The organism is Nostoc sp. ChiSLP03a (assembly GCF_034531215.2).
GTDB lineage: Bacteria > Cyanobacteriota > Cyanobacteriia > Cyanobacteriales > Nostocaceae > Nostoc.
This window is the reverse complement of record NZ_JAVRBQ020000036.1, coordinates 82440-90653: the sequence shown is the minus strand read 5'-3', so window position 1 is coordinate 90653 and position 8214 is coordinate 82440. Positions and strand designations below refer to the sequence as shown.

Annotated in this window: 4 protein-coding genes and 2 pseudogenes; 1 reads left to right on the top strand and 5 read right to left on the bottom strand. The window is 43.0% G+C overall.

Annotated elements, in window-relative coordinates; genetic code table 11:
- Positions 1 to 138 precede the first annotated feature (138 nt).
- Both psbA (RMY32_RS05790) and RMY32_RS05785 read right to left on the bottom strand, forming a co-directional pair.
- Positions 139 to 1221, bottom strand: a pseudogene (psbA, locus tag RMY32_RS05790) (photosystem II q(b) protein).
- A gap of 281 nt (positions 1222 to 1502) precedes the next feature.
- Positions 1503 to 1600 (bottom strand): annotated as a pseudogene (locus RMY32_RS05785) (Uma2 family endonuclease); the annotation flags it as partial.
- 3 nt (positions 1601 to 1603) lie between these two features.
- On the opposite strand from RMY32_RS05785, the gene RMY32_RS05780 reads away from it, so the two are divergent.
- Positions 1604 to 1807, top strand: coding sequence for a PepSY-associated TM helix domain-containing protein (locus tag RMY32_RS05780; protein ID WP_322713175.1), 204 nt, complete (start codon positions 1604 to 1606; stop codon positions 1805 to 1807).
- 62 nt (positions 1808 to 1869) lie between these two features.
- Here RMY32_RS05780 and psbA (RMY32_RS05775) read toward each other — a convergent pair whose 3' ends face one another.
- The 3 genes from psbA (RMY32_RS05775) to RMY32_RS05765 all read right to left on the bottom strand — a co-directional run bounded on the left by psbA (RMY32_RS05775) (position 1870) and on the right by RMY32_RS05765 (position 7934).
- Positions 1870 to 2952, bottom strand: coding sequence for a photosystem II q(b) protein (gene psbA, locus RMY32_RS05775; protein ID WP_322713174.1), 1083 nt, complete (start codon positions 2950 to 2952; stop codon positions 1870 to 1872).
- Between the two features lie 352 nt (positions 2953 to 3304).
- Positions 3305 to 4804 (bottom strand): MBOAT family protein, encoded by a 1500-nt coding sequence (locus RMY32_RS05770; RefSeq protein WP_322713173.1) that lies wholly within the window; start codon positions 4802 to 4804, stop codon positions 3305 to 3307.
- Positions 4805 to 4919: 115 nt separating this feature from the next.
- Positions 4920 to 7934, bottom strand: a complete 3015-nt coding sequence (locus RMY32_RS05765; RefSeq protein ID WP_322713172.1) for a DUF1574 family protein — start codon at positions 7932 to 7934, stop codon at positions 4920 to 4922.
- Positions 7935 to 8214: the final 280 nt, after the last annotated feature.

The window sequence follows — 8214 nt, the reverse complement described above, 5'->3', positions numbered from 1 at the left end:
TAATCTAATTCAGTATCTGTATTTTTGAGTTAATTGAGGTGGCGGTTGCGCGACGTGCAACCGCCACTTCGTCCTGAACGAGCGCACGACTATTCAAGTGCAAAGTACCCACAGCTTGATAACCCGCAACTTGGGTTATTAGCTATAAATTACAGGCGCTTGCAAAGCCACAGGTACTGCCTCACCCGCTGCTAAATCCAGGGGGAAGTTGTGAGCATTGCGCTCGTGCATCACTTCTATACCCAAATTGGCGCGGTTTAGCACATCTGCCCATGTATTAACTACATGACCTTTGGAGTCAAGAACTGACTAGTTAAAGTTAAACCCGTTGAGGTTGAACGCCATCGTACTGATGCCCAATGCCGTCAACCAGATCCCAACTACAGGCCAAGCAGCCAAGAAAAAGTGCAAGGAACGCGAGTTGTTAAAGCTGGCATATTGCCAGATTAAGCGCCCAAAGTAGCCGTGAGCCGCTACGATGCTATAGGTTTCTTGTTCTTGACCAAACTTGTATCCGTAGTTTTGAGATTCACTTTCAGTCGTTTCTCTAACTAAAGAGGAAGTCACCAAAGAACCGTGCATCGCGCAAAACAGGGAACCACCGAACACCGCCGCTACACCCAGTTGATGGAATGGGTGCATGAGGATGTTATGCTCGGCTTGGAATACGAACATGAAGTTAAACGTGCCGCTAATGCCCAGAGGCATCCCGTCAGAAAAGCTACCTTGACCAATTGGATAAATTAAGAAAACCGAAGTTGCAGCAGCTACGGGAGCGGAGTAAGCAACGCAAATCCAGGGACGCATCCCCAAACGATAGCTTAACTCCCATTGCCGACCGATCCAGCAAAAAATACCAATCAAGAAGTGCAAGACAATGAGTTGATAAGGGCCGCCGTTGTAGAGCCATTCATCCATTGAAGCAGCTTCCCAAATTGGGTAGAAGTGCAAACCAATAGCATTAGATGTGGGTACAACAGCACCAGTGATGATGTTATTGCCGTATAATAAAGAACCAGAAACTGGCTCCCGAATACCGTCAATATCAACGGGTGGTGCGGCAATAAAGGCAATAATGAAACAGATGGTAGCGGTTAATAGGGTAGGAATCATTAAAACGCCGAACCAACCGATATAAAGCCTATTGTCGGTGCTAGTAATCCATTGACAGAAACGATCCCACAGGTTGCCGCTTTCGCTTCTTCCTAGAGTTGTGGTCATAACTGTGTTGTTTATAAATGGCTGACAAAAAACTTTCCCAATTTTTAAGAATTGAGAATTAAGCTGTTTTCAAAGACTTTCGCCAAATACCTTCCCCCTAATCGCCGGGACTCTCTGCAATTACCTCACACCAAAAATACTGTTAACTAATTTCCCAAGGGAGACTGTCTGAAAAAAGGGAAACTTTCCCGGCTCCTGATATCACGTTTTACATTAATAATTTGTATTTTTCAAGACATTATATTTAAGTTTTGCTAAGTTAAACGCTCAACAACTCGATCAACTCCCAACCAGATAATAACTGTGCATGAGGTTGGCCATGACTTCTAAAATGCAGGGGTGATGCCACGTAGATGACTCCTTCGATTAATTCTGCTTTAGCTTGAAGTCGTTGTTAGGCGATCGCGTCCTCAACTCCTTTACTCCTCTACACTACGGCACTTTTGGTGGCTTACCAACCCGTATACTCTATATATTTGTCGGACTTGCACCATTGATTTTGTTCATTACTAGCTTTGTGATGTGGAAACATCGCTATAAAACAAAATTTACTACAGGATTTATTAAACGCTTCGTTTTAAAATAATTACAACAAAAAAGCGCCCCTCATTTCTGAGGGGCGCTTTTTATTTAGCGAAATCTTCAGAATTAACCGTTGATAGCAGGAGCAGTCAGAGCGACAGGAGTAACTTCACCAGCAGCTAAGTCTAGGGGGAAGTTGTGAGCGTTACGCTCGTGCATTACTTCCATACCCAGGTTAGCGCGGTTGATCACATCTGCCCAGGTGCTGATGACGCGACCTTGGGAATCAATTACTGATTGGTTGAAGTTGAAACCGTTCAGGTTGAATGCCATCGTGCTGATACCCAAAGCAGTGAACCAGATACCGACGACAGGCCATGCTGCTAAGAAGAAGTGCAGTGAACGGCTGTTGTTGAAGGAAGCATATTGGAAGATTAACCTCCCGAAGTAGCCGTGGGCTGCAACGATGTTGTAGGTTTCTTCTTCTTGACCGAACTTGTAACCGTAGTTTTGAGATTCGGTTTCAGTTGTTTCACGAACCAAGGAGGAAGTTACCAAAGAACCGTGCATTGCAGAGAACAATGAACCACCGAATACACCAGCCACACCTAACATGTGGAAGGGGTGCATCAAGATGTTATGTTCTGCTTGGAACACAATCATGAAGTTGAAGGTTCCAGAGATACCCAAAGGCATACCATCAGAGAATGAACCTTGACCGATTGGGTAGATCAAGAATACTGCGGTAGCGGAAGCCAAAGGTGCGCTGTAAGCTACGCAGATCCAAGGACGCATACCTAAGCGGAAAGAAAGTTCCCACTGACGACCCAGGTAAGCAGCGCAACCGATCAAAAAGTGGAAAACTACCAACTGGTAAGGGCCGCCGTTGTACAACCACTCATCTAAGGAAGCAGCTTCCCAGATTGGGTAGAAGTGCAAGCCGATTGCGTTTGAAGAAGGAACAACTGCACCAGAGATGATGTTGTTTCCGTAAATCAAAGAACCTGCAACTGGTTCGCGGATGCCATCAATGTCCACAGGAGGAGCAGCGATGAAAGCAATTACGAAGCAGGTTGTAGCAGCTAGTAGGGTTGGGATCATAAGCACACCAAACCAACCGATGTAAATACGGTTGTCGGTGCTGGTGACCCACTCGCAGAAGCGATCCCATACATTAGCGTCGGAGCGCCGTTGTAAGGTTGTGGTCATGGTTTTATAAGTGCTATGGTTTGTTAAATATGCAACAAGCGGATTTATTTTCGCCTGTTGAAATACAGTCTACATGAATTTACTTTGACGCGAACTGTGACTTAATATTCTGTAACATAATTCTTTAACAAGCTGATCGAACTGTAAAGTTTTCCTTCTATAAATAATGCAGATAAAAAGTAATGGATTCAGGCTTTTTCAGCTATTTCAACAATAAACTAGCTATCGCTTTTAATGAAGCGATCGCCTCGTTATTTAACTTTACGTTTCTTTACAATTAGCCGATGGGAAATATTTTAATTCTTGCTAACTTGTAACGAAATATTAAGTTTTACATTGTCTGATGGTTCAGTTAAAAATCAAAGTAGATGTAGGGCAAACTGCCTTCAGGAGCTAATAACCAAACAGCGTAAAAACATAGGGGGACGAAGACAAGCTTAAGGGGCCAGTTAAACTCTAACTTCAGCATTCGATTGAATGCATAGACTACAGCCATAAGCGCAGCTAAACCTAGAAGTACCCAAGCGAGTTGGGATTGGCTCATATTTAAGGCTTCGACATAGACCTTTTCAGCAAACTGGGCGTCAGCCGGATAACCCCAAAGATGCCGAATTACCAAAGAAGAGTCTTGGAGATTAGGTAGACGGAACCAAATCCAAGAGGTAAAAACCATCAGTTGAGTTAAGAACCAAGCGACAAAGATACCCAGAGGATTTTGCCAGAATTGTTCTAAAGTTTCAAAGCGATTGCTTATAGAATCTGTAAGTCGATGAACCACTAAAGCTAATCCGTGGAGTATACCCCAAACGACATAACCTAAAGCAGCACCGTGCCAGATACCAGCAATTAACATCACAGTAAATAAATTCCAGCAGGTACGGACTAAACCGCGACGCGAACCACCTAACGGAAAGTAGACATAGTTACGTAGCCAATCTCCTAGAGTCATGTGCCAGCGCCGCCAAAATTCGGAAATATTGGTGCTGAAATAAGGAAAGTCGAAATTTTCAGGTAGAACTAAACCGAAAAGCATAGCACTACCACGAGCAATGTCTACGTAACCGTTGAAATCTAGATATAACTGCAAGCCATAAGCGAATGTAGCTAACCAGAGATCCGTACTACCGGCCCGTTGCAAATTACCGAAACATAAATCGACGAAAATTCCCAAGTGGTCTGCAAAAATACCTTTTTTGACTGCGCCCCTAGCAATCAACCACAGTGCTTGGGCTACTCTATTAGTATTGGGTAATTCTAATGTATTAAATTGATTTGCTAAGTTGTGGTAGCGCGTAATTGGCCCTGAAATCAGTTTTGCAAAAAATAATTTGTACGTAGCAAAGTTGAGAAAATTATCAGTAGCAGGAGCACCGCGATAGACATCTATTAAATAAGCAATACATTCAAAGGTGAAAAATGAAATTCCCAAAGGTGCAATTAATTTAAAAGAGCTATCTGGTGAGTTTGTTTGAACATGAAAAACAAACTTAAATAAAGGGGTAAAATACTTAAAAGCTAATAGCAGTAAAACATTTATAATTATACCCACCCACAAAACCTTTAAGCGGCGACGATTCCAATCAACTTGAGCAAATTGCCATTCTTCATTAGAAATTTGCCAGTCAAGAGAATGTTTCCCTGGTGATGTGTTGTTACCAATTTTCAGTCCTATACGGAAATTGATAAACGTCAATGCTAATAGTAATGGTATATATTGGATGTGCAAAGAGGAGTAAAAAACCAAACTAGCAATTAGCAGCGTCCATAATCGCAATTTATGTTGTGCTAAAGACCAGTAAATTCCTAACACACTCAATAAGAACAGCCCATAGAAAATTGAGATAAAGTTCATTTTTTAGTCATTTGTCATTTGTCATTGGTCATTGGTCATTAGTTATTCTCGCCTGCTCCCTGCTCCCTGCCCCCTGCCCCCTGTCCTCTGCCCTCTACTCCCTCATCCCCACTCCCTACTTCACTGGCCAAGGAATCATCGGATCGTTAGCTAGCTTTTTTGATACTTCGTATGCACCAAATCGATTGAGGTGGCTAGGATCGGAAAAGAAATCATTTACTTTTGGCCACTGTTGGCTCAAATCACGATAAATAAAGTTGGGATTAGTAGCCAAACGCAACATATATTGCTGAAATTGTTGCTCATATTGTTTACGCACTGGATCTAAATAATCTGCCGTCAGAGGCATATTGACAAATACTAAGGAGATTTTCTGAGACTGGGTAAACTGAAGCACTTCTTGAAAAGCAGTATCTTGCTGTCCTTCTACTTGGAAAGATTTATAGTCGTTGTCATAATTTCCAGGAACTCTAGAATGTTTTTGATAGTATCTCGTGGGATTAAAGCGAATAGATAAAGGTAGAAAGCCATCAAAGTCAACGGCTTGCTGGGAAATACTTTCATCCGAAGTACCGTCTGTCAACTGTTTTTGTGATACAACTGTCTGATTCTTACCAAATAAGAGCAGTTGTTTTTGCAGTAAACTTTTAATTTGGTCGCGGTTGTGATAGCTAGCAGAAACAGAGGCTAGAGCCTGATTTAACGACTGATTGACGGCTTCATAAGTACTAATCTCCTGTTTTTCTTCCTTTATCTTTTCTTCTTTAGAATTTACTGTATTCTCTGGTAGATCATTGCTATTTGCAGTGGTTGCTGTTTTTTGGAATGCTTGCTTATAACCAACGGATGTAGCAAGCGATCTAAAGGTAATATCCTCGCGTCCACCGTTGAAAGCACGCGCCCCATCTGCCCAGATAATTATTTTGGGTAGTTCTGATGGTTCCAAAACGTGACGAATCACAAAGTCTACAACTTGTGCCGTAGCACCGTTAATTCCAAAGTTAAACACATCAAGATTTGGATAGCCTTGAGTTGCTAAAGCTTTAGAAAGTGCTGCGGGATCTACTCCTCTGAGGGCGCGGGAGGAGCCAATAATCAACACATCTGGGGGATTACCAGTTCTAGCTAAACGCTGTTTATACAGTGCTAGTTGCTCGTCTAACTGCCTAACATTAAAACTTGGCATCTGCGATCGCGCTGCTAAAAGAATAGCTGTTGCGGTTGCTTTTTCCTTCAGTGGTGCAGCTGCCAAATTATTTTTTGGGGTATCATCAGTCTGGGTAAATTCCGAAGCATTAAATACAGAACTCTGATTTGGAGGAGATTTTGTCTTGGAAGTGCTGCTAAAAAATGTCGTTTTCTGACTCTGATTTTTCCCAGATGTCAAAGATGCCTTTTGCTCGGAAGATGGAGATGGGATGGTGGCACTAGCTACTTTTGGCGTGGGCGTATTACGTGCAATAATTCGACCCAATAACCAATCAGTTTGGAGGGTGAGCAATAATCCTAGTGTTCCCCAAACCAGAGCAATTTTAATTCCTTGAACATCATGGTTACGTTCCGCTGACTCGTTGCTTTCGGTAAATAGCTGGCTTTTCAACAGGAATTTTCTCGCAGTCGAACTCGCCGTTGCTATCCAATCTCGCGCTACTTCGGTTACAAAATTTTGAACTTCTTCTGTCGTTAAGTCTGGGCGCAAAATTGGCTCACTAGTCTCAGATGTTACTAAATCGTTAATGTATATAGAAGTAGCAGCAAATTCTGGGGTTGCTTCTGGTACTAAACGTTGGCGATGTTCAAGATCGACACCATAATGCCAAAAAGGTTCTTTATTCCCAGCACGGCGACCGTATATACGTACTCCCATGATACCGGAAATTTTTAACTGGCGGATAAACTGCGTAATTTTACTTGCTACTTGTTGTCGCTGTGGACAAACAGGTGCATCACACATAATGTGCAATAAACCATTTTTGTTCAGTAGAAGTACGCGAATTCCCCCTGTCAGTAGTCGCCAATCCAAATCGGGATTGAGTAAGCGCTCTAGTAAAAATACGATCGCTGGTTCATCACCAGTATTTGCCAAATCAAGTGGTGATACGGCAAAAACGGGATGGTTTGCTGCGGGTAAACTCAGCCAATCAATCCAAGTCGGTTCTTTGTCGCCTGCTTTTTGTCCATATACAGTGGCGGCGAGAATGGCTTGAGGAGCGATCGCTTCTAGCTGCGGTAAAATCGCCTCTAAGCACGCTACTTTGTCTGGGATCGGGGCAGTTCCTAAAGGATCGAAAGCTGGGATACAAAAAATATGTAGCGTTGATTCTTTCAAAGAAACTTGGACACCAACTTTTAATCCTGATAAAACTTCAGCTAATAATCGAGCGATCGCTTGGACATCTCCCCAACGCGCCCACTCTTTCAGCATCACCTCTGGTGGCGTCAAATCCACCCGCAGCAGCCAATCAGGGGCAGTTTCGCCGCTTACCTGAGAAACAATTACGGCATCTTGGTAGCCGGAAAGCTTGAGATAACGCAACTTTTGTGCTATTGGTTCGGCAAGCAACGATGCATCAGGGCTATAACTTGACTGGCAAAATACCCACAGGCGATTTTCTTCTGCCTGAGAATTCTTGGGCTTATATAGCTTAATCTTTACCTGTACTGATACACCTAGCGTACTCAGAGTTTCGCTCAGATATCGAGCGATCGCTTCTGGATTCCCTTGGCGTGCCAAACTTTCGTTAGAGACAATTAGCGCCCCACCCGATTGTTTTAATTTTTCCGAGTCTGCTAGCAGCGCTTGTTGCACCTGATCGAGATGCTTATCTATTTGATTCAAGTGAACCCGATGGCACCACGAGGGACGCTGCTCCCCTTTTCTGCGGCCATAGACAAATACTTGATATATTGAGGTTTGTTCGCTGTTTGTGAGGATATCTAAGTTTGTTTGCTGTAGTGCTTGCAGCAAATCAGACAAAGTACGCCAACGCTGCGGACATTCTGTACCTTCACAAAGAATATGAAGGTCATTTCCCCGCAACCGGACTTTCACTCCGAAAGTGTTGATCCCTGTTGCTTGGCTTACCCATTGCACTAAGGATTGCTGGCGATCTGGTACTACTGTTTTCATGCTCAGTTAACTTTACAGTCAGCGATGGTTGGGGGATAGTGCCTGCACTCGTAAACTAGAACCATAGGTTTATCACACTCTGACATTTTTTTTTAACAATTTTGTTACCTTCGTAGCTCACAAAATCGGACAAGATAGTCTTGTATAGGTTGCAAGTCTGACTAATGTTGAGTTTTGCGTTTATTTTACTAATAGGGAGTCAGAAATCAGAAGTTAGGAGTTAGGAGTTAGGAGTTAAAAGTTAGGAGCCAGGAGCTAGGAGTCAGAATAATTCTATATG